The organism is Paenibacillus sp. AD87 (assembly GCF_001659845.1).
Taxonomy (GTDB): Bacteria; Bacillota; Bacilli; order Paenibacillales; family Paenibacillaceae; genus Paenibacillus; species Paenibacillus marchantiae.
In genome coordinates this window covers 108,599-129,554 of record NZ_LXQN01000022.1, presented here as the reverse complement: position 1 = coordinate 129,554, position 20,956 = coordinate 108,599, and the positions used below count along the sequence as shown (strand labels likewise).

Below are 20,956 nucleotides of genomic sequence, written 5' to 3'. Positions count from 1 at the left end.
GAGCCAGAGAATAATGGAAACAACGATTTGGGTATTGGGTATAGTCGTCTTCCTTGCACTGGCGTTTGACTTCATCAACGGATTCCACGACACGGCGAATGCCATTGCAACTTCGGTCTCGACCCGAGCACTGACGCCACGCCGAGCTATTCTTATGGCTGCGGTGATGAACTTTGTCGGTGCCATGATGTTTACGGGAGTTGCGAAGACGATTGGGGGGAGTGTAACCGACCCCACCACGCTAGATAACGGGATTGAGGTCGTCATAGTCACCTTGATCGCGGCGATTATCTGGAACCTGGTTACATGGTGGTTTGGTATTCCGTCCTCTTCCTCACACGCATTGATTGGAGCCCTTGCAGGAGCTGTACTCGTTGGCGCAGGCGCTGATAAAGTCAAATGGAGTGGATTTATTGACATCGTCGGAGGATTGTTATTATCACCTCTGATCGCATTTGCCATCGGTTATGTGGTCATGACCATTCTCAAATATATTTTTGCCAAACGCAGTCCGCATAACGTGAACAAAGGTTTCCGTACGGTACAGATTTTCACAGCAGCGCTCCAGGCGTTTACGCATGGTACCAATGATGCGCAGAAGGCAATGGGGATTATTACTTTTGCACTGGTCGCAGCAGGCGTACAGGATCATCTGGATGTTCCGTTGTGGGTTAAAATCTCCGCGGCAACAGCGATGGCACTCGGTACTTCCATCGGTGGTTGGAAAATCATCAAAACGATGGGAACCAAAATTTTCAAAATTGAACCGATTAACGGATTTGCAGCTGATCTATCAGCCGCATCTGTTATTTTCTCGGCAACCTTGCTCCACCTGCCGGTGAGTACAACTCACGCAATCACATCTGCCATTCTGGGTGTAGGTTCCGCGAAACGTTTCTCAGCCGTGAAATGGGGACTTGCCGGACGTATCATTATTACGTGGTTTATTACGATTCCGATTACCGGGGCGCTGGCAGGATTATTGTACTGGATCATTTTCTAATTCGAAAATGTGTTCCGGGACAAATTCTGGGTTTCAGACAAACTGTTCATAACTATGTGAATATCGGGATATGTGGACAATTATACAACCAAAAAGAAGAGACGCCTGTGCATGAACGTGTGGACAGGCTGGATATGTGGATAGCCATCCGTGGAATGATAAACCAAAAGAAGATATTCCTGTGGATACAGGAGACTGTGGATAGGGAAATGAGAGAAGCCAACAGGGTTGGCTTTTTTTGTTGTCGCGTTTGCAGGATAACGTGTGTATAATGGGCTGTTGCAGGAGACGGTTCAATGGTTAAAGTTGTACAATAACGTAAAGGATACAAGACAAGGACGTGGTCTAATTTATGATTCGTACACTCGCCATCTCACGGGATCATCAGGTATCTGTAAATGTACCGCTTACACAGCTGGATCTGCAGGATTACGCTTGGGTATGGGCAGATTTCAATCAGCCTTCCGAAGAGGAAAGCCAGTTGCTCGATACATATTTTCATTTTCATCCATTAGCTATTGAGGATTGTATGCATGTATTGCAGCGACCTAAGCTCGATTATTATGACAATTTGCAGTTCCTCGTGCTGCATGCACTGAATCCGACCACATTGGAAGCGGAAGAGGTGGACCTGTTTCTGGGTGCGAACTTCCTGGTATCCTTTCATCACGGGGCACTGGAGGAAGTCGATGAAGCTTGGGAGAGGTTGCTGCATCATGCGCACGAACGAACCATCTGGGCCCGAGGCCCGGTGGCAGCGGCATATACGGTGATGGACAAGTTGGTCGATCATTATTTCCCGTCTCTGTTTGCCATAGAGGATGAGCTCGCTGAACTGGAGAACCGGGGCGGCAAGGAGTCGGTGGAAGACCTGATGAATCAGGTGTTCGACTTGCGCAGTCGACTGCTGAAGCTTAGACGGACGGTAGTGCCTATGAGGGATCTGCTCTATCGTGTAGTCAATTCTCAGCATGTGCAGAGAACAGGAGAGCATACCGTATATTTTACCGATATCTATGACCATTTGTTGAAGCTGACGGATATGATTGAAGCTGATCGGGAGATGACGGCAGACCTGCGCGACAGTTATATTTCGCTGAATTCCAATCGAATGAACCAGATTATGAAGACTCTCACCGTGATTACAACAGTCTTTATGCCACTGACGCTGATCGCAGGGATCTATGGCATGAACTTTGCTTATATGCCTGAGCTGCAATGGAAGTTTGGCTATGGGGCTGTGCTGCTGTTGATGTTTATTCTGGGCGGAAGCATGGTGGCCTGGTTTGTGAAGCGGGGCTGGTTTAAGTAAGGAAGAATAGAAACTGAATAGCAAGTGAAGAGTTAGCGATCTCCACAGATCGCTTCTTTAGCCTGTGTATGATGTGCATAAGAGGGCAAATAAGAGTACATATAGATTCATTTTCGGAATAGATGTCCACATGTGGATAAAAGTAAATGAAGAAGCATCATGTGCATAACTTTATTTGAGGGGGAATTTGGCTGTTACGAACAGGATGGAAAAAGTAATAGGCATCTTCAGTACTGAAGACGCCTTGGGGAATTTCTCAAGGAATGGATGCTATGAGCTGAATTTTAACATGGGATTTATATCATAAAAGAACCTTGCTACCTTTTTATGATAAGTTGGATGGCTACTGGCCCTTCGCAGGTTACTCTGTTTGCTCCAATACAAATGTGGCTGTAGCTGTAGGTTGTCCATTAACGACAATCGTTAGCGTATGCAAACCAGCGTAATGCTTTCTCGTCGTAATGACTTTGAACGATTGCTTCGTTGCAACCTTGGTTCTTCCGGTAGGGAAGGTTTTGTCAGAGCATTTGAACCGCTTGGGTGCCTGCTTGCCATTTGCTTTCATATATCCGATTTCATATTCGATTCGCAGCATCTGTGACTGACCACTTTCATTAACGACATCAAAGGAAAAATGAAGATCTTCCCCGATGGCCACGGTATCTCTTGCAAGCTGAAGATGCTCGATATGTGTCGCATCCTGCTCGACATAACCAAAGAGACTCAGCGCCTTCGGATGTCCCTTTTTCAGTAATGAGCGGCTTGCATGACGAACGATCCAGTCCGTATGTTCATGTTGTCCGTACCAGCTTGAGGCCAAATCCAGGACCAGTTCTGGATGGTCTTTCGAGATGTCGTTCAGGTGATTGGCTACACTTTTTCGGACATACAGGGACTCGTCCTGCTTCAATTCATGCAGAATGGGAAGTACTGGGGTGGGATCGGTGATGAATTCCCGAAGTTTGGAACCCCATGGAAGACGTGGACGGCTGCCCTCACTGGCAAGCCTGCGTATATGTTCATTGGAACTTCCCGTCCATTCCATCATGCGTTTCATCGTTTCGATCGGGTAGCGTTCAATAAACGGGCGTACCGCGAACTCGGAACTGGAATAAGGTGTGAAGAGGGTCAAGTACTTCATGGATAGTTCGTAGTTTTCCGGCGCAAGTCCGTTGACTTCAATAAAATCAGGAACGAACAAATACTCGACCCCTCGCATCTGTGGTGCTGCCTGTTCAATCACGTGTAATGCCTCTTCATAGTTGTCAGGGAGCACTTCGGTCAATGCCGACGTAATGCGGCGGATACGAGCTTTGAATTCCAGCTCTCCCCAGCCTTCGGCAAATACAAGTTCACGAAATTGCTGCTTGTCCAACTTGGGGTAGAATTGGTGTAACCTTTCTCCTGTCCGGTCGATTAATGCGGGAGTATATTTGTCTTTAAACAGTTCCATAATCCGCCTCCTTTATCTATAACACAGTATACCTCAATTCACGGGAATAAGAACATAGGTTCTTAAGAAAAGGTTGTGAATATTCTCTTATATGAAAGAATGAGTGGATTGAAGGGGAGAATAAGATGGAAGTGGATTAAGGCACCCCCTTATGTAAGAGGGCGCCTGGGAAAAGAGTTAGAGCTTTTTGCTTTTTTTAGGACGATGTTTGGTAGAATTGGATTTATTCCGGCCAGTTTTACTATTCGTGTTCCGTTTGCGCGGAGCAGAGGTCGTTTTTTTTCGGCGTTTGCGTGAGCGAGGTGGCGAATACTCTTCATAATCTTTATCCGCAACACTGCTTCCCTTTTTTCCTTTTCCAAAAGGCAGAATCCCCATCACCAGTTTCATCATGGGTGCCATCTGCTGGAAGCCGCCAACGACCTTTTGCATTTTGCCGATTCCACTCATGATGCCATCAATTCCACCGAAGCGGTCGATCATTCCTTTCAGTTCTCCGATGTTGGCCAGGGAAAAGCCTGAGGAAGACGCAGGCGCTTCCACCGGAACAGGGGGAGCAACAGGAGCTCCCCCGCCGAAAAAGTTTCCACCGGGTCCTCCGGGACCACCTGGACTATAAGGCACAAGTCCGGATGCTTCAACCTCTTGGAATTGAGGGTAGTAAGGCTCTACTCCAGGATACATGGGTGGAACCTGAGCTTCATTCAATGCCCGTGGCGGCATATAGGCAGTAGTATGGGCCTGCCGTTGCGTATGGGAAGCCGGACGCTGCCGTGGAGCGGGCTGGCGGTGATAATAATGCTGTGGCATGAACTATCACGTTCCTTCTATGTTGGATTTCGGAATTGCGTTCCTTCAGCTGCTGGACGTGCATAACAGACCGAGTTGGAACTCCCTTTTGCTATACTGTATGTCATTAGCGGAGAGACGGCGTAGGCGAGTATCCCGTAAAACGGGATATTTGCGGATTTGGGCGCAGGAGAGTATGATAGGTTCGCAGTGGAATTATATGGTTTGGACACAAATTTGTCACATTTTAAACATAATAATTCCTACATAATTAATCGGAAATATACGCGGAAAAAGGGGATAAATCGTGAGATAGAGGGGGATTGTGCGCGCAGGGAGGACATTAATGCTATATGAAAGCGGTAACATGTATTTTTATTCTGTAGTGCGTGAAATCGTTAACGCTTGAAATACCAACTCAGGCTGGGTACAATGAAGGTACACAGTAACCGCTAGGGGATGATGATGAAATGCAGCTGAAAAAGCTAAATGATAAAAGCATTGAACAATTATTTGAGGCTATTTTGACTCTGAAAGATATTGAAGAGTGTTATGTGTTTTTTGATGACCTCTGCACGGTAAACGAGATTCAATCCATGTCCCAGCGGCTGGAAGTAGCGCGTATGCTTGGCAAAGGAAATACCTATAACCAGATTGAAGCTGAGACAGGTGCAAGTACAGCCACGATCTCTCGTGTAAAACGCTGCTTGAACTACGGTAATGACGGTTATAAAATGACGCTGGAACGCCTGGGACGTTAAGGATGAAGAAACCGGGTGTACTCATCATTAGTCACGGTTCTCAGGAGAAGACCTGGGTAGAATCCGTCGATGACGCGGTCTCCCGGTTGAATCTGCCTGTACCCTTACCCGTTGAAGCCGGGTTTCTTGAGCTTGTGGAGGGACGCCTGATCCAGGACGGTATCAACCGACTGGAAGCACAGGGCGTAACTGATATATTGGTCGTACCTCTGTTTGTTTCGTCCGGTAGTACACATGTGGATGAGATTGAGTATGCCATCGGTGCCAAAGACGCTCCGGAGCGTGAGACGGATCTGGAACCATTCGAGGTGAAAGCACAAATTCACTTCGGTTATCCTGTGGATAACGACCCGGATATTGCGGTTATGGTCTGGGACAAGGTAAAGGCCCTGTCGCAGCAACCAGAACAGGAGACGATCCTGTTAGTCGGACATGGGAGTATTCACGATGGTTTCCGTCAGCGCTGGGAAGCGGGCATTTCTTCACTCGCACAGCGGGTGCAGGAAGTAAGCGGTGTTGCTCATACCGATTATGCGCTGCTAAATCCGGATAGTGTGTACGACAAGGCGAAATACTGGAGTGAAGAGCGGGGGAGCCGGGTTATTGTGGCGCCGCTGTTTTTGAGTGCCGGTTATTTCACCATGAAGGTGATCCCGGGTCGGCTGAAGGAACTGGATTACGCGTATAGTGGTGAGACACTGCTTCCACATCCTTTATTAGGAAAGTGGCTGGAGCGCCAAATTCAACTTTTACTGGAAAGATGTAATAAGGTTAGGGTTTAATTCAGGGAAAACAAGTCGCTGCTAGCGATTATTCCCGTTATCTCTAACAATAGCTTAAACACAAACGGCAGAGATGCCGTTTTTTTGTTTTTGTATGTATTTTAGACAAAACACGCTGAATCAGGCGTGTTTTTTTGTATTAGGCCAAACCCTTTACGAGCCGAAGTTCCGGGTTCAATCCGTTCATACAGAGTGGAGGTGAGGGTTTTAACTCAGAAATGATTCTCTTTACAGGAAAGTTTTTGTCTGATAAGATGTCAACATTCAATTGTTAACCTTTAAAATAATTTTGGTTAACAATTGAAATACTCTAAAGGAAGGTGATATCTTGTGACACATTATGAACGGCTTGCAGCTATAAATAAGGCCCATTTATGGAACCCTTTTACGCAGATGAAAGATTACAATAACTCCGATCCTCTCATCATTGAACGAGGCGAAGGCGTCATGCTGTATGACGTCCAGGGACGTGCTTATTATGATGGATTCTCCTCGGTTTGGCTTAACGTTCACGGACATAACGTACCCGAGCTGAACCAAGCTATAACGGATCAGTTGGAACGTGTTGCACATTCTACGTTACTTGGAATGGCTAATGTGCCTGCTATAGAACTTGCAGAGAAACTAGTAGAAATCTCCCCAGAAGGATTAAATAAAGTATTTTATTCCGATTCGGGAGCAACCGGTGTCGAGATCGCAGTGAAAATGGCGTTTCAATACTGGAAGAACCGAGGAGCAACCGGTAAAACGAAGTTTATTACGATGAATCAAGCCTATCACGGAGATACGATTGGTGCGGTAAGTGTCGGTGCAATTCCGTTGTACCATGATGTGTTCCGTCCCATGCTGTTTCCTACTCATGTCATTCCATATCCTTACGTTTATCGACATGAGGACGGCGAACGGGAAGCCATGGAAGCTACGTTAACCGCATTGCGTAATGTACTTGAAACCAGTGCGGATGAAATCGCGGCTATTATCGTGGAGCCAATTGTGCAAGGAGCTAGCGGCATCCTGATTATGCCAGACGGCTGTCTGCGCGAGATGGCAGCACTTTGCCGTACATATGGCGTACTGTTCATAGCCGATGAGGTGGCGACAGGTTTCGGCAGGACAGGGGCTATGTTTGCTTGTGATCTCGAAGAGGTGTCACCTGATTTGATGGTGATAGGCAAAGGTCTTACAGGCGGCTACTTACCTGTGGCAGCGACACTGGCAACAGATGAGGTGTACAGCGCGTTTTATGCCGATTATGAGGAGCAAAAAACATTTTTCCACGGCCATTCCTTCACAGGTAATCCGCTCGGCTGCGCCGTTGCTTTGGCTAACTTGAAACTATTTGAAGAGCGCAACCTGGTGGAAGGTGTAAGAGATAAGGCGGCTTTTGTAGAGCAGAAGCTCTCCGTGCTCAAAGATTCTCCGCACGTCGGGGATATCAGGCAAAAGGGACTGATGTTAGGAATTGAGCTTGTCCGGGATAAAGCAACTCGGGAACCGTATGATTGGGCCGAACGAATCGGCGTTCAGGTAACGGAGCGGGCCAGAGAGCTTGGCATGCTTACGAGACCCCTTGGCAATGTTATTGTGTTCATTCCTCCTCTTGCCAGCACAGAGGATGAGCTTGAAGCCATGATTGATATCTTGATGCAATCCATTTTTGACGTGACCGAAGGTGGTTTAAAATCATGAATGTAATTCGCGGATTATTCGTAACAGGTACGGACACAGGAGTTGGGAAAACCATCGTTACAGGGGCTCTTGTTGCTGCGCTTCGTGCTGAAAAGCAGAATATAGGCGTCTGGAAGCCCGTGCAATCCGGTGCACTTCTTGGCAGCGGAGAAAGCGATGCAGAACGTCTGTTACAATACACCGGAATTGATGAGCGTGCCGAGGATGTGGCGCCATTTACATTCCAAGCTCCACTGACCCCGATGCTCGCTGCCAAGCAGGATGGGGTGGAAATTACGTTACAGGAGATTATCAGTGCGGGTCAGCCGCTGGCAAACCGATACGAGTCGGTACTCATTGAAGGAGCAGGCGGCGTCGCTGTCCCACTGACCGAAGACTCTCTTGTAGTGGATTTAATCTCGGAGCTTGGAACACCGGCTCTGATCGTTGCACGGACAGGTCTAGGTACGATTAATCACACACTTCTTACGGTATCGTACCTGCAGCAGCATGGGGTACCGATCGTAGGTTTCATTTTGAACGATGGTGAATTTGACGAGATTTATAACGATTCCAGCATCACAACAAACGCGGAGCTGATTGAACGTTATTGCGGCATACCCTTTCTTGGACGTTTTCCCCGCTTGAGGGACGAATTAAATACGGAAATGTTGATCCAGGTGATTCGAGAGAAGATCCAGTTAACACCGATCAGACAGGCATTAACCGTTCAATTCATGGAGGAGGAATGAAGATGAAAACAACGGTAACTAATCTGGAATGGTCGTCGCTTGGGAATCGATCGTTGAATGGCGAATGTTTAACAATGGAAGAGGGACTTGCCGTGCTTGAAGCAAGCGACGATGAGGTACTGCCGCTGATGCAAGCGGCTTTCCAAGTGAGGCAATATTTTTACGGCAAAAAAGTGAAGCTGAATATGATCATCAACGCCAAAAGCGGCTTTTGTCCCGAAGACTGCGGTTATTGCTCACAATCTATCGTATCAACTGCCCCCATCCAAAAGTACAGCTTACTCGACAAAGAAACGTTGCTTGCAGGAGCACATGAAGCTATGGCGCGTAAAGCCGGAACTTATTGCATTGTAGCTTCAGGCAAAGGTCCCACGAATAAGGAGCTGGATCAAGTTGTAGAGGCGGTAAAAGAAATCCGTGAAACGATGCCCCTTAAAATCTGTGCGTGTCTAGGAATCTTGAAGGACGGTCAAGCTGAACGTTTGGCTGAAGCAGGTGTGCACCGATACAATCACAACTTAAACACAAGCAAGGCCAATTATCCGTCGATAACCACAACTCATACCTATGACCAGCGAATTGAAACCGTGGAAAAGGTAAAAGCATACGGCATGTCCCCCTGCTCCGGTGTCATTATCGGTATGGGTGAAAGTAATCAGGAAATTGTCGAGATGGCTTTGGCACTGCGTAAGCTTGATGCGGATTCAATTCCAATTAATTTCCTCAATGCGATACCGGGGACCCCTCTGGAAGGAGCAGGACGCACACCCGCTATGAAGGCGCTCAAGGTACTGGCACTATTTCGACTCATCTGTCCATCTAAAGAGATTCGTGTTGCAGGTGGACGCGAGATCAACCTCCGTACATTGCAACCTTTGTCACTGTATGCAGCAAATTCACTCTTTGTAGGTGATTATTTAACGACAGCAGGTCAGGAAATATCGAATGATCATCAAATGATTGAAGATTTGGGTTTTGAGATTGAGTTAAATGCACTTTAAGGCGGTACGGACTATGAACTGGATGGAAAAAGAACTTGCGTTATTGGCTGATGCCTCCAATGAACGTTACTTGCGTGACAGTGCCCCGGTTCCAGATCGTCCTGGTTATACGTGGAGAGGAGACCGAGTGCTCCTCAACCTGGCCTCCAATGACTACCTGGGACTCGCACAACATCCCGCTATCATGGATACGATGCGCGAGGCGCTTCTTTCCGAAGGAGGAGGCTCGGGCGCATCTCGTCTGGTTACGGGGAATCGACCGCTTTATGGTCGTCTGGAAGAAGAGCTGGCCACTTGGCAGCATAGTGAAGCCGCGCTTGTTTTTGCAAATGGTTATATGGCTAATTCAGGTGTCATTCGTGCACTCATGGGCCGGGGTGATGTGGTTTTTAGTGATCAATTAAACCATGCCAGCATCGTGGACGGTATTGTGATGAGCCGCGCGGAACATGCCCGGTATCGGCATAATGATATGGAGCATTTGAAGCTATTATTGAACAAACATCGGGATAAACGACGTAAGTTGATTGTTACGGATGCTGTCTTTTCAATGGATGGTGATCAAGCACATTTGGAAGAACTCGTTGCGCTCAAACAAGAATACGGGGCCATGCTGATGGTGGATGAGGCGCACAGCGAGGGCATCTACGGGAAACGGGGGGAAGGACTTTGCTTTAAGCTTGGTCTGCATCATGATGTGGATGTGCATATGGGGACGTTTAGCAAATCATTCGGTTTATATGGGGCTTATGTTTGCGGCAGCCGAACATTAATCCGCTTTCTCATCAACAAAGCAAGGCCGCTTATCTACTCAACCGCATTGCCGCCTTCTCTCGTAGCTGGTATTTCAACTGCGTTAATTTTGGTACAAGAGGATCATTGGCGCCGCGAACGCCTCAACTTGGCAAATCAATTATTTCGTTTTTCGCTTAGTGATGGCGGATTTCACGTTGGGACCGGGGACTCCCCTATTGTACCGATAATTGTCGGTGATAACGAAAGGGCTCTTCGTTTCAGTGAGGCACTTGAAGCAGGCGGTATTGCTGGGGTTGCCATCCGGCCGCCTACCGTTCCTGATGGCACTGCGCGAATTCGCTTCTCTTTATCAGCCGACCATACCCCTGAGGAGCTGAATGATGCCAGTGCAAAAATCTGCAAAATCGGGCTTCAGTTAGGGGTGCTGAGCTCATGAATGTCTCGGAAAATATCTCGCTGCAAATCGAGCAGGAGACTAGTGGAACCATATTATGGCTAACAGGATGGAGCATGCCAGATGCGGTGTATGACCGTCTTCGCCTGTTATTGCCTGATTTTCGACATATTTCTGTAGATTACAGTGCTGCGGATTCTCCAGAGGAAATGCTGTGTTTAACTGATACAGTAGTTAGGGATTTGTTATTCATTGAAGGATCCCCTTCCAGAGAGAGAGTGCTCCACGGTCCGCTTCTGATTTCAGGTTGGTCGCTCGGAGGTTTACTTGCGCTCAGACTAGCGGCTAAAGGTTACGGGGATGGCCTTGTGCTGTTCGGTGCAACGGCTCGTTTTACCCGCCCAAAAGAAGAGTTGGACCTCGGCATAGCAGATGCCTACGTTAGGCAGATGATCAAAGGGATTTTAAAGGATCGACATGCCGTTGAAGTCAATTTTCGTCAAAGGATGTTCACAGAGCATGAATGGAAGGCAGGTCTGGCTGAGTGTCTACCTCCTATGGGTAGCTGGACAACGCAAGCACTACTGGCAGGTCTTCAGATTTTACGAAGCGAGGAATGTTTGTCTCAACTGCCCAATATCAGTTGTCCGGTTCTTCTTATTCATGGGACTGAGGATAGGATATGTCCTTACGGTGCTGGGTTGGAGCTTACAGCTCATTTACCTCAAGCCAAGTTAATGACATTAACAGGCTGCGGGCATGCACCCTTTTTGGGAAAGGAAGTACACATCGCTGATGAATGGAGGAGATGGTGGCGTGACCATGGGGAGAAGCAGTGCTGTTCAACGCCAATTTAATCGTAGTGCCACTTCTTATGATGCACATGCTCATATTCAGCGTTCTATGGCTGATCAGCTGGCAAGATCCCTCGCAGACTGCAAGAACAAAGGGTTCATAAGTGATCCGAGCATTCTTGAGATCGGTTGTGGCACAGGGGCTTTGACTCAAATCCTGGTAAATGAATGGCCTAGTGCAAATATTACTGCAATTGATATTGCACCCGAGATGATTGAAGTGGCTTCAAAACGGTTCCGATCAGCAGAGCATCCAGGTACTGCGAATTGTACAGCGGATCGTTTACGTTTTCTACAGGCAGATATCGAAATGTGGGCCGTAAATGCTACGGAGTGCTCCGTGGATATTATCGTCTCTAACGCCTGTTTTCAATGGCTAAATTCGCCACAGGAAACACTGGGCCACCTGCGGCGAATGCTGCGCCCTGGAGGTTTGCTCATATTTACGACCTTCGGGCCTGATACATTTCGTGAGATGCATGAGGCATTTGATGAAGTTTATCGAGCCAACGGGATGGAATCACAGCGGCATGGACTTTCGTTTCATTCACCTGCTCAATGGGAAATCATGCTTCAGGAATCCGGGTATTCTAGTTTCCATTGTGAGCGTTCGATTCATACAGAAAAGTATACTTCCGCAAGAGATTTCCTGTATTCGGTTAAAGGAATGGGAGCCAGCACTACAGAAGCAGCAACGATTCCTGGGTACAGCTTACGACGTTTATTCACTAACATGTATAAGGAGTATGAGGATAAGTTCAGCACGCAGGGAGGAGTCACAGCGACATATGATCTCCTGTTCATTCAATCCGTAGCTCCTTATTAACCCTATACCTGAGAAGGAAGAATCAGATGAAGCTCCAGCAAAGACATCAGTTCTTCGACGATCTGCTCAGCTGGATAAGGCATGGAATTCATGATCCACCATTCCAGCAGCCCAGCGGAGGCACAGGCCAGAAATTGTACAGTAATCTCCCTATTAATTCCCTTGTGAATACCACACGCATCAACTTGTTCTTCCACTCCCTGAATCAGGATGTTCATCAGCCGGTTTCGAAAAGCAGGAATACCTTTTTGGGTTAAAAGTGTGGTATAAACGGGAGCATGCTGCTCCAGGTACCGGAAGGTTGAGAGCAGCGCGTCCTTGACGGTCATGGGCGTTGTAGGGCTCTCGACCATACAGCTCTCCACCAGCTGCTGCAAATACGTCTCAATGCTTTGATCCAGCAGATCAAACTTGTCCGTGTAGTGCAAATAGACGGTGCCACGGTTTACATTGGCCCGATCAGCAATCTCATTAATCGTAATTTGCTCGAAATCCTGCTCTTCTAACAACCCGATAAAGGCATCGGTTATGGCTTTTCTTGTTTTGACAACTCGTCTGTCCATGGCTCCCCCTTTGATGTTTTCAACAATATGGATCAATTCGTTGATTATTCAACAATAATGGATATTTTAGCGATTGAAGCGTTGCAGATGCTTTGTTAATCTTATTTTATCAACAAATGTTGATAAAGCAACGAATATCCATAAAAATTTGAAATAGAGGGATAACTAATGAATATATTAGTGTATGGCGCAGGCGTTCTGGGCAGTCAGTTGGCGCAGGTTCTGGTACGTGGGGGAAATGACGTCACCCTTCTGGCTAGAGGAAAGCGGGCAGCGGAACTGGAGAGAGATGGTATTGTCATTCGTCATGTGTTCCAGTTTAAAACGACCGTTGATCCGGTTCGGGTAACCAGAACACTGGAAGAGAACGATGAATATGACCTTATTTTCGTGGTTATGAAATATAACGATTTTCCATCAGTGCTGCCTATTTTGGCGGCCAATCAGAGCAGGAACATAGTGATCGTCGGCAATAACGCAGATGCACGAAGTATGCAAACCTTTTTGGAGGAAAACAGCAAGGTGGAAAAAAAGGTCGCGTTTGGTTTCCAGGTTAGCGGTGGGCGGCGGCAAGAAGATCGGATGTTATCCATTGGTGGAGCAAGAGGGCAAATGGTGATTGGTGGGCTGGACGGTGAGATTACCTTTAAATCCATACTGGATCAAGCTTTTGAGAAGACGAAATACAAGTTGAATTACCTGGACGATATCGATGCCTGGCTGAAAAGCCATATTGTTCCCATTCTGATGCTTAATGCGGTGAGCTTTAATGAGAAGCGTGAGATGATCAAGTTGGACGGGAACAGAAAGCAAATCCAACATATGATTGGGGCAATGGATGAGGGCTTTAGCGTGCTTGAGGCTATGGGCATAACAATTATACCGGAGATTCAGGCGAAACTGATTCGCAAACATCAACGGATGTTTTACCTTTTGTTGAAGATGTATAGTATGCTTCCGATCTATAAACTGGTTGCGGGTTCCTTTGGGGAGATTGAGGCACTAGATAATGCATTTACGGATTGGAAAAAGGCTACAGGTGTACCAACACCGCATTGGGAGATCTTGAAAAGGGACTATTCCATCTTATAAGCATGATCAAAGCAACTTTCTATTGCTCTTACTTCATTTACCAACTACAATTAAACCAACTAATAAAATGGGGATAAGGAGATATGCAGATGCGGGAAGTGCCTATGCGCTATGTCAAAGCCAACCAGATTGGGATTGTGCTATTTGTTGTCCTGTCATTTCTGATCAATCAGCCGTTAATTCTGGGAGCGTTATGGATCATCCAAGTTGTCGGTCTGGCATCTGGAGGCAAGCTTAATCTGTTTGTGCAGATTGGGAAGGCCGTGTTAACGGGAAAAGGGACAGAGACACAGGCGGTGGAGCTGCAACGCTTCAACAATGTTCTGGCCGTATTGTTTCTCACGCTGGCACTTGTCTCATTCGGCCTTGGTTGGCAGGTAGCAGGTTATATTTTCTCGTCGATGCTTCTCTTGGCTGCAAGTGCCGCATTGCTCGGTTACTGTGTGGGCTGCACCGTATATTTTTGGTATAAACAGCTCCGTGCTGGCAGAAAGATTGGCTTATAAACTACATGTAGTGGCAAAACAATCCCCTCCAAGTTCTGTGGTCTACTTGAAGGGGATTTTTATTTTTTTTATCTAAACCAGGCCTTGTTTAAATTGTTCGTAAAATTACTATCGTTCAACGGAACATTGGCACTGCCGAAATCGGTTGTATTCAGCGCATCGCGTGCCGCAGACGTCAGATCATCCCAGCCGATCAAAGGCTGCATTCCACCTACGGTTCCCGTAACACCAAGCTCATGGTTTAGAGGCCAGGTACTGTTGTAACTAATCAAAGGATTAGTACCGTTCAGGTTCGTGTTACTTGGTGCAACATTCGTGAACTGCCCATGTCCTGAATAGGCGATGGAGAGGATTTGAGGATTTTGTGCTGCGGGATTGTCTACCCATACAACGATGCCTTCCCAGTCATGACGATGGCCGAGGCCGGAGGAAGGGGAGTCTTTCGGGAAGTACCATGCGTACATAATAGCCCATACGCCATTATGCCATGCCGAACGGGAGTAGACTTGGCCTGTACTTGAGCTGCAATTTCCATTAGGTGAACCGGAGGTTTGCAAGCCTGCATTAGTATTGCCTTGTTGATCCACGGCGGGGAATGGAACACATCCATGGTAGACTTTTAAGTAGGGTTGGAAACGCTTGGCTGTTATTTGCGTGACTGTGACGGGACTTACTTCCTGAAATCCGACAACCTGATCATGGTTAATGACTGCGGCTTCAACGGCTGTGACAAAGGGAATACAGGCCAAAAGCGAAACCATAAGCAATAATACGAGTTTTTTCATTCGGTGATCTCCTTCATAGGTATGATTTTTGGAATGAGTTGAGGATGCACTAAGACTATATTGGAAAAGGTTTCATTTTATTTGTCATCTCATTCGAGTTTTTGTTAATTTTTTGCAGGATATGGTTGTCCTTATGATTTGAGAGGGGATAAGACTATTTCCGGCCCAAGCGGGCAGAATGGTTATGGATGGTTATAAATGACAGCAAATTGTTAGGATTAGATTCAAGAGGAGTGCCAGAGGTTTATTTTGTAAAGGATAGACAAGTTCGGAAGTGAACAGAGAGCATAAACTCCAATGTATGGCCATTGCTGGAACGAGGTAATTCTCTAGGATTTATCGTTATTGTTATCCAAATGTAAATTTCGCTATAATCGATATGAAAATAATTACTTATGTATCATAGGCTAGGACATCTTCACATTTGATGATATGATAGTACATAAAGGCTTTGGAATGAGACGGAATTCCTTATGCATATATATAAGTAGAGAAAAGTGTTGGGGCAGGATTAACGGACGTGAGTCATTGTGTAAAATGATGCCCGACTAAGGTCACTCTCAAATAGTAAGAATATGAGGTCGTTCAGACTCATGGATAATGTGGAATAGGTGGCGTATGAGATGAAAAAAGCTCGCTTGATATATAATCCGACCTCAGGCCGGGAAGAAATGAAGAAACGTCTGGCAGATATTTTGCAGCGTTTGGATCAAGGTGGTATTGAAGCCTCGTGTCACGCAACAACGGGTGAGGGAGATGCAACCCGGGAAGCGGAGTTAGCGATTGAACGCGGCTATGACATGATTATTGCCGCTGGCGGCGACGGTACATTGTATGAAGTCATTAACGGTATGGCCGAGCGGGAGAATCGCCCTCCGCTAGGTGTATTTCCTTTGGGAACAACGAATGATTTTGCGCGTGCGCTGGGTATTCCGAGACAGTGGGAAGATTACGTGGATCTGGTCATTAACCAGCAGCTTCGTCCGCTCGATCTGGGCAAGGCGAATGATAAATATTTTATCAATATTGCAGGCGGGGGTTCGTTAACCGAACTGACCTATGAGGTGCCAAGCCGACTGAAAACGATGATTGGGCAACTGGCCTACTATATGAAGGGTATTGAGAAAATGGCGAGCCTGTCTCCGCAGGAATTGGTTATCCGTGCCTCGGGTCAGGAAGAAATTCATGATGAATTCATGCTGTTCCTCATTGCCAATACAAACTCTGTCGGGGGCTTCGAGAAGTTGGCTCCAGGTGCCACCATTGATGATGGTCTGTTCGATGTAATCGGTGTGCGCAAATGTAATCTGGCTGATATGATTCGCCTCGTAACTCTTGCGCTGCGTGGTGAACATCTGAATGATAAGAAAGTCGTTCATTTCCAAACGGATTATATGGAAGTAACATCGCCGGGCTATGTTCAGTTGAATTTGGATGGCGAGTTGGGCGGCACATTGCCTGCAACATTCAAGAACCTGCGTCATCACCTGATGTTGTATCGTTAAGCGTAGTATTCTCGGGGAGAAAATGTGATTTCCTGTTGCTGTGTGCAGTGGGATCACGTATAATCTCATGGTGCCTGAAAATGAATGGAATCTCCCTTGAACAAGGGATGAACATATATGAAGAAAGAAGTGAATGTACGTTGTCTAATACGAACCGCAGCGGTCGTGGAAAAAACCGCCGGAATTCGGCTGCCTCTCAGGGGCAAGGGAATGCGTCAGCATCCCGTCAGCCGAGTAAATCATCTCGTCCATCTACACGTCAGCAAGGGAAAGAGGTGCGGCCACAAGGCGCATCTCTTTCTGCCGTTCGTCCGAAGGGACGGGAACGTGAATCTGCACCAATTGAAGGACTTCCTGTCAGCAAAAATGAAGAGACCGTCATCGACATCATTGGCATGAACCATGACGGTGAAGGTGTCGGCCGTGCGAATGGATACACGCTCTTCGTGCAAGGTGCGCTTCCAGGCGAAACCGTACGCGTAAGAGTGATGAAAACCAAAAAGCAGTACGGCTACGCCAAACTGCTGGAGATCGTGAAGGCCAGCCCGGATCGTGTATCCGCGCCCTGCCCGATCTACGATCAATGTGGCGGCTGCCAGATCCAGCACATGAGTTACGCTGGACAGCTAGCATGGAAACGCCAGCTGGTGGTGGATAATTTGCAGCGGATCGGCAAGTTAAATGTGTTGGTGGAGGATGCGGAAGGTGCCGAGCAACAAGGCATTCGTGTACTACCGACAATGGGCATGGACGAGCCATGGCGCTATCGCAACAAGGCACAGGTGCCTATCGGTGCAGCAGAGGGCGGCTTGGTGGGTGGTTTTTACGCTAAAGGAAGTCATCGGATCATCGACATGGACACCTGCCTCATTCAGCATGAGCACAACGATGAAGTGGTCGCCAAGGTCAAGGAGCTAGGCAGCCATCTCGGCATTAGTGCGTACAACGAAGAGACAGGCCGCGGTCTGCTGCGTCATGTGGTTGTGAAGAAGGCGTTCCGTACAGGTGAGATGATGCTCGTACTGGTCACCAATGGCCGAGACATCCCGTACAAGGACGAATGGATTGGCAGTATTCGTGAAGCGATCCCGCATGTGGCGAGCATCTGCCAGAACGTGAACAAAAAGCAGACCAACGTCATCTTCGGCGATGAAAACCGCGTCCTGTGGGGCCGTGATGTAATCTACGATTATATCGGAGATGTGCAGTTTGCCATCTCAGCGCGTTCGTTCTATCAGGTGAATCCGGTGCAGACAGAAGTGCTGTACGGGAAGACGGTTGAGTACGCAGGACTGACTGGCAAAGAGACTGTCATCGATGCCTATTGCGGAATCGGTACGATCTCTCTTTTCCTCGCTCAGCATGCGGATCAGGTATACGGGGTAGAGATTGTACCCGAAGCGATTGAAGATGCTCGCAGCAATGCCATGTTGAACGAGATGAAGAACGTGAAGTTCGAAGTTGGTGCATCTGAGGATGTTATTCCACGCTGGAAAGAACAAGGCATTGAAGCTGATGTCATCGTCGTCGATCCACCGCGTAAGGGATGCGATCCACGTTTGCTGGAAACGATCCTGGAGATGAAGCCGGAGCGCGTGGTGTATGTGAGCTGTAATCCGAGTACGCTGGCACGTGATCTTCGTGTGCTGGAGGATGGCGGGTATCGGACGGTTGAGATAACACCAGTGGATATGTTCCCACACACAGTGCATGTGGAGAGTGTGGCGACGTTGGTGAGAAGCTAAACAAAAACAGAAGGGGTTCGAGAATTTATACATAATTCTCGAACCCCTTTTTGTCTTTGTTTTAATACCCTCCCTTCATTTGTGAGTAATTCTGGAGTGCCGACAAACAGATCATACAGTAGTCTAAAACTCCCCATCATGCCAGCCGGTAATTAATATACGTGCACACCCTTACCAAGCACGGATTTGTTTTGTACGGTATTACCGGATAGATATACCTTTTGCAGATCAGGCAGCTGGCTTAGGGTCTCGATATTGGAAATGGCATTGTTCTCGAGATGAAGCTCTTCTATGGCCTGCCAGTTACTCATAAATTCGAGAGAAGCCAAATTGCTGTCTTGCAGAGTGAAGGAACGTAGAGCGGTCATTTTGGCAAAGTAAGGCATCATCTGGTCAACTTCATTAACAGAGGTATTGTTTATGCTGAAATATGGCTGCTCTAAGGTCAAATGTTCAAACACGCTATTCTCCGCGGCCGCTTTTTGTTCAAAATTCAGCCTACACTCGGAGCACACCAAAGATTTCACCTGCTTCAAACGAAATAAGGCATCGCTTTCCTTGAACAGTGACGAGTCGTAAATGTTTAGGGTCTCTAGGCGGGACAAGCCGTCCAGGGCGCCAAGATGGGTTATTTCACTGATCTCCCAAAGGGAGAGTTGCTCCAGTTTCGGGAATTTCCCCAGCGTAGCCAAGTTTAATTCCCCGCTTCCGCCCCGGAGCGTCAGGCTGGTTGCGGCGGGCGCCTTTAGCCCCGGGAGAAAGGAGCCTGGGATTTCCACCCGCATAACATTTGGCAATGTCAGCGCTTCTGCTTTCTCGTAGTAACCGGACAACGTTAATTCCCGCAGTGAAGACAGACTGTTTATGGCCTTTACAGAGCCAAGCTGACTTAGAGAAGCCAGGCGTAGTGTAGTAATGGAGGCCTTGCCGGCCAAGCGCTCCAAGCTGGAAAAGTTTACATTTTCGATATCTAACGTTTGTAGAGCAGGCATATTTTGCACAAAGTCGATGGACTTTACATTCGATAAATAGGACAACTGAAGCTCCTGAAGCTGGGTCAAGGCGTATAGCGGCTGCAGGTCTGTGGCTTCACTGTGCTGTATGGACAAGGATGACAGCCCGGTCATGGACGACAACCATCCCAGTTCATCGACAAAGGTGAGCGACAGGGACTTGAGCGGCAGTTTATTCAACAGAAAGAAATCCGTCACGGACTCATCCACATAGGTAATGGATAAAGAGCTCAGATTAGGAAATTCCAGCAGTAGGGCCAATTCCTGATTGCTGCGAAGCTGAGTGGAAAGCTCCGTAATTTTAGACTTGTCGCCAAAGTAGCCCGAAAATTTGCTCAAGGATTCGTTAAAAGCGCCTCCATAACTTTTTAATCCGGGCATATGGGCCAAAGTGGTTTGGTCCGTCTGGGAGATTTCATAGGTATTCGTCAGGTCCAATGCCGTCAGTCCTTTAAAAGCTTCAAAATCTCGCTGATCAATTCGCTGGCTATTCAGTTTCTTGTCCTGAGTAATATAAGTGATCTTCTCGGCCTGTTCATCGCTGAAGGGATCGGAGAGGCTATATGTAAACTTCCACTGATCATTCTCCGAATGCGCTACGGTTAAATAGCGAAGACGAGCCAATTCCTCCTCTGTCGGCAAGGCAGACCCTTTATCGAAGATATCTCGCAAAAATGAGAGCAGAACCTCGCTTTCGGGCATCTTTCGCACAGGCAGATTAGCCTCTGTTTTTGAATAGGTGGAGCTGTTGCTATAATAAAAATACGTACCGATGGCGCCAGTTAGGACGAACATTAGTATCAGCAGTAGCTTTAGGGAGACAGCCTGCTTCCGCGGTGCTTTAGGGGGCGTTCCGTGGTAATGATTAATGGTCTGGTCTACGTAATAGACATGATTTTGCTTCAATAAAAGCTCTGTTTCACAATAGGGACACTTTAAAATCTCACCCTCTTTGTATTCAATTCTTCCGTTGCAATTGGGACAGTTTAACGGGATAAACGCCACGAATGTCCCCTCCTTCATTATGATGGTCATAAGATCATGCTGAACGGTCATCTGACTTCATTATACCTTGTGAATTTACGTTTGATGAGAGAAAGAAGTTTCACATAGCGAAGGAGCAGGGAAATCCTGTTCCTTTTGATCTTTTTTAAGTATGGCTGGTGGTAGGCATTATTAAGAGGCGATCTGTTGTGAGTGCTGCGACGAATTTATCTGCCGCGGCCTGGTCAGCGGAACGAAGAGCATGTCCGTACAATTATCAGTCTTGGTATAGTGCTGTAAAAAACTAAGATTCACCTTTAATTTGGGGTAAGATTTCTCTTTTATGAAGTGGTATTATTTGGGGTGAAAGGAGGCTCGCTACAGCAAGTTATGTAAGCGCTTTATAAATTTA

At 47.2% G+C, this 20,956-nt stretch carries 19 protein-coding genes; 14 read left to right on the top strand and 5 right to left on the bottom strand.

What is annotated here, in order from left to right:
* Positions 1-13: 13 nt before the first annotated feature.
* Both gpAD87_RS28800 and corA read left to right on the top strand, forming a co-directional pair.
* Entirely contained in the window at positions 14-1,003 is a 990-nt protein-coding gene (locus gpAD87_RS28800; RefSeq protein WP_063568079.1) for an inorganic phosphate transporter, read from the top strand.
* A gap of 352 nt (positions 1,004-1,355) precedes the next feature.
* Positions 1,356-2,315 (top strand): magnesium/cobalt transporter CorA, encoded by a 960-nt coding sequence (gene corA, locus gpAD87_RS28795; protein ID WP_063568080.1) that lies wholly within the window; start codon positions 1,356-1,358, stop codon positions 2,313-2,315.
* 361 nt (positions 2,316-2,676) lie between these two features.
* Here corA and gpAD87_RS28790 read toward each other — a convergent pair whose 3' ends face one another.
* Both gpAD87_RS28790 and gpAD87_RS28785 read right to left on the bottom strand, forming a co-directional pair.
* The gene (locus gpAD87_RS28790; protein ID WP_064642270.1) at positions 2,677-3,768 is read right to left on the bottom strand and encodes a DNA alkylation repair protein; all 1,092 of its coding nucleotides are present in this window, start codon (positions 3,766-3,768) and stop codon (positions 2,677-2,679) included.
* Positions 3,769-3,945: 177 nt separating this feature from the next.
* Positions 3,946-4,578, bottom strand: coding sequence for a hypothetical protein (locus tag gpAD87_RS28785; protein WP_079697190.1), 633 nt, complete (start codon positions 4,576-4,578; stop codon positions 3,946-3,948).
* Positions 4,579-5,027: 449 nt separating this feature from the next.
* On the opposite strand from gpAD87_RS28785, the gene gpAD87_RS28780 reads away from it, so the two are divergent.
* From gpAD87_RS28780 to bioC, 8 genes are all read left to right on the top strand, one after another.
* A complete protein-coding gene (locus gpAD87_RS28780) occupies positions 5,028-5,318 on the top strand; it encodes a YerC/YecD family TrpR-related protein (protein WP_017690665.1) in 291 nt (96 codons plus the stop codon).
* A gap of 2 nt (positions 5,319-5,320) precedes the next feature.
* On the top strand, positions 5,321-6,100 hold the full coding sequence (locus gpAD87_RS28775; RefSeq protein WP_064642268.1) for a sirohydrochlorin chelatase: 780 nt from the start codon (positions 5,321-5,323) through the stop codon (positions 6,098-6,100).
* Positions 6,101-6,430: 330 nt separating this feature from the next.
* Positions 6,431-7,789, top strand: coding sequence for an adenosylmethionine--8-amino-7-oxononanoate transaminase (bioA, locus tag gpAD87_RS28770; RefSeq protein WP_064642266.1), 1,359 nt, complete (start codon positions 6,431-6,433; stop codon positions 7,787-7,789).
* Positions 7,786-8,520 (top strand): dethiobiotin synthase, encoded by a 735-nt coding sequence (bioD, locus tag gpAD87_RS28765; protein ID WP_064642264.1) that lies wholly within the window; start codon positions 7,786-7,788, stop codon positions 8,518-8,520. The genes bioA and bioD overlap by 4 nt, the downstream gene beginning before the upstream one ends.
* Positions 8,521-8,522: 2 nt before the next feature.
* On the top strand, positions 8,523-9,521 hold the full coding sequence (bioB, locus tag gpAD87_RS28760) for a biotin synthase BioB (protein ID WP_064642262.1): 999 nt from the start codon (positions 8,523-8,525) through the stop codon (positions 9,519-9,521).
* 13 nt (positions 9,522-9,534) lie between these two features.
* Positions 9,535-10,713 carry an 8-amino-7-oxononanoate synthase gene (bioF, locus tag gpAD87_RS28755; protein ID WP_082935388.1) on the top strand — a complete coding sequence of 393 codons (1,179 nt, stop codon included), beginning with the start codon at positions 9,535-9,537 and terminating at the stop codon, positions 10,711-10,713.
* The gene (locus gpAD87_RS28750) at positions 10,710-11,528 is read left to right on the top strand and encodes an alpha/beta fold hydrolase (RefSeq protein ID WP_064642258.1); all 819 of its coding nucleotides are present in this window, start codon (positions 10,710-10,712) and stop codon (positions 11,526-11,528) included. Before bioF ends, gpAD87_RS28750 begins: the two co-directional genes overlap by 4 nt.
* Positions 11,494-12,351: a malonyl-ACP O-methyltransferase BioC gene (gene bioC / locus gpAD87_RS28745; RefSeq protein WP_064642256.1), complete on the top strand. Its 858-nt coding sequence runs from the start codon at positions 11,494-11,496 to the stop codon at positions 12,349-12,351. Before gpAD87_RS28750 ends, bioC begins: the two co-directional genes overlap by 35 nt.
* Positions 12,352-12,353: 2 nt before the next feature.
* Here the strand turns inward: bioC and gpAD87_RS28740 are convergent, their stop codons facing one another.
* Entirely contained in the window at positions 12,354-12,914 is a 561-nt protein-coding gene (locus tag gpAD87_RS28740) for a TetR/AcrR family transcriptional regulator (RefSeq protein WP_064642254.1), read from the bottom strand.
* A 168-nt stretch (positions 12,915-13,082) separates the two neighbouring features.
* On the opposite strand from gpAD87_RS28740, the gene gpAD87_RS28735 reads away from it, so the two are divergent.
* Positions 13,083-14,006 (top strand): ketopantoate reductase family protein, encoded by a 924-nt coding sequence (locus gpAD87_RS28735; RefSeq protein WP_064642252.1) that lies wholly within the window; start codon positions 13,083-13,085, stop codon positions 14,004-14,006.
* Positions 14,007-14,095: 89 nt separating this feature from the next.
* On the top strand, positions 14,096-14,512 hold the full coding sequence (locus gpAD87_RS28730) for a DUF4395 domain-containing protein (RefSeq protein WP_064642250.1): 417 nt from the start codon (positions 14,096-14,098) through the stop codon (positions 14,510-14,512).
* A 68-nt stretch (positions 14,513-14,580) separates the two neighbouring features.
* Here the strand turns inward: gpAD87_RS28730 and gpAD87_RS28725 are convergent, their stop codons facing one another.
* Positions 14,581-15,297, bottom strand: a complete 717-nt coding sequence (locus gpAD87_RS28725) for an NPP1 family protein (RefSeq protein ID WP_064642248.1) — start codon at positions 15,295-15,297, stop codon at positions 14,581-14,583.
* Positions 15,298-15,920: 623 nt separating this feature from the next.
* On the opposite strand from gpAD87_RS28725, the gene gpAD87_RS28720 reads away from it, so the two are divergent.
* Together gpAD87_RS28720 and rlmD are read left to right on the top strand one after the other, a co-directional pair.
* Positions 15,921-16,802, top strand: a complete 882-nt coding sequence (locus gpAD87_RS28720) for a diacylglycerol kinase (RefSeq protein WP_064642246.1) — start codon at positions 15,921-15,923, stop codon at positions 16,800-16,802.
* Between the two features lie 107 nt (positions 16,803-16,909).
* Positions 16,910-18,547 carry a 23S rRNA (uracil(1939)-C(5))-methyltransferase RlmD gene (gene rlmD / locus gpAD87_RS28715; RefSeq protein WP_064642906.1) on the top strand — a complete coding sequence of 546 codons (1,638 nt, stop codon included), beginning with the start codon at positions 16,910-16,912 and terminating at the stop codon, positions 18,545-18,547.
* Positions 18,548-18,699: 152 nt separating this feature from the next.
* Here the strand turns inward: rlmD and gpAD87_RS28710 are convergent, their stop codons facing one another.
* Positions 18,700-20,355: a leucine-rich repeat domain-containing protein gene (locus gpAD87_RS28710; RefSeq protein WP_231952927.1), complete on the bottom strand. Its 1,656-nt coding sequence runs from the start codon at positions 20,353-20,355 to the stop codon at positions 18,700-18,702.
* Between the last annotated feature and the right edge of the window lie 601 nt (positions 20,356-20,956).